1 protein-coding gene is annotated in these 837 nt (G+C 55.1%); it reads right to left on the bottom strand.

What is annotated here, in order from left to right:
- Positions 1-24 precede the first annotated feature (24 nt).
- Positions 25-720: an aquaporin Z gene (aqpZ, locus tag C5687_RS24300; protein ID WP_025204573.1), complete on the bottom strand. Its 696-nt coding sequence runs from the start codon at positions 718-720 to the stop codon at positions 25-27.
- Positions 721-837: the final 117 nt, after the last annotated feature.

Below are 837 nucleotides of genomic sequence, written 5' to 3' on the forward strand. Positions count from 1 at the left end.
CCCATCGGGAGAGGGAGGGAAAGATTAATCGCGTTTTTCCAGCAGGGTGCGATACAGCACGCCGCCCAGAATACCGCCGATGATAGGCATGACCCAGAACAGCCACAGCTGCTCCAGCGCCCAGCCACCCTGGAAGATAGCCACTGCGGTACTGCGCGCCGGGTTAACGGAGGTGTTAGTGACCGGAATGGAGATCAGGTGGATAAGCGTCAATGCCAGACCAATGGCAATCGGTGCGAAACCAGCAGGTGCGTGTTTGTCGGTTGCGCCGTGGATCACCAGCAGGAAACCAGCGGTCAGCACAATTTCAATCACGATAGCCGACAGCATGGAATAACCGCCCGGAGAGTGTTCGCCGAAGCCGTTAGAGGCGAAACCGCTGGCTGCCGCGTCGAAGCCCGCTTTACCGCTGGCGATGACGTACAGAACGGCTGCGGCAATAATCCCGCCCACCACCTGGGCGACGATATAACCGATCACCTCTTTCGCCGGGAAACGACCACCGGCCCATAAACCCAACGTCACGGCCGGGTTAAAATGACCACCGGAAATATGACCCACGGCAAAGGCCATGGTTAATACGGTTAAACCAAAGGCCAGCGCCACGCCGACAAAACCAATACCTAATTCCGGGAATGCTGCTGCCAGAACGGCGCTACCGCAGCCACCAAATACCAGCCAGAATGTACCAAAGCATTCTGCTGCCAATTTTCTAAACATAACCACCTCAACATAATTTCCGCACGCTTTCCCGCATGCGGGATATATCGCCATAAAGGGATGACGACTCAAAGAGCCTGTATTTTAAAAACCAATAACATCCCTTCGCCACTTAAG

The organism is Enterobacter sichuanensis (genome assembly GCF_002939185.1).
Lineage (GTDB): Bacteria > Pseudomonadota > Gammaproteobacteria > Enterobacterales > Enterobacteriaceae > Enterobacter > Enterobacter sichuanensis.

Excerpts from the sequence above, each read along its gene's own strand:
- aqpZ (WP_025204573.1), bottom strand. The coding sequence starts at position 720 with ATGTTTAGAAAATTGGCAGCAGAATGCTTTGGTACATTCTGGCTGGTA.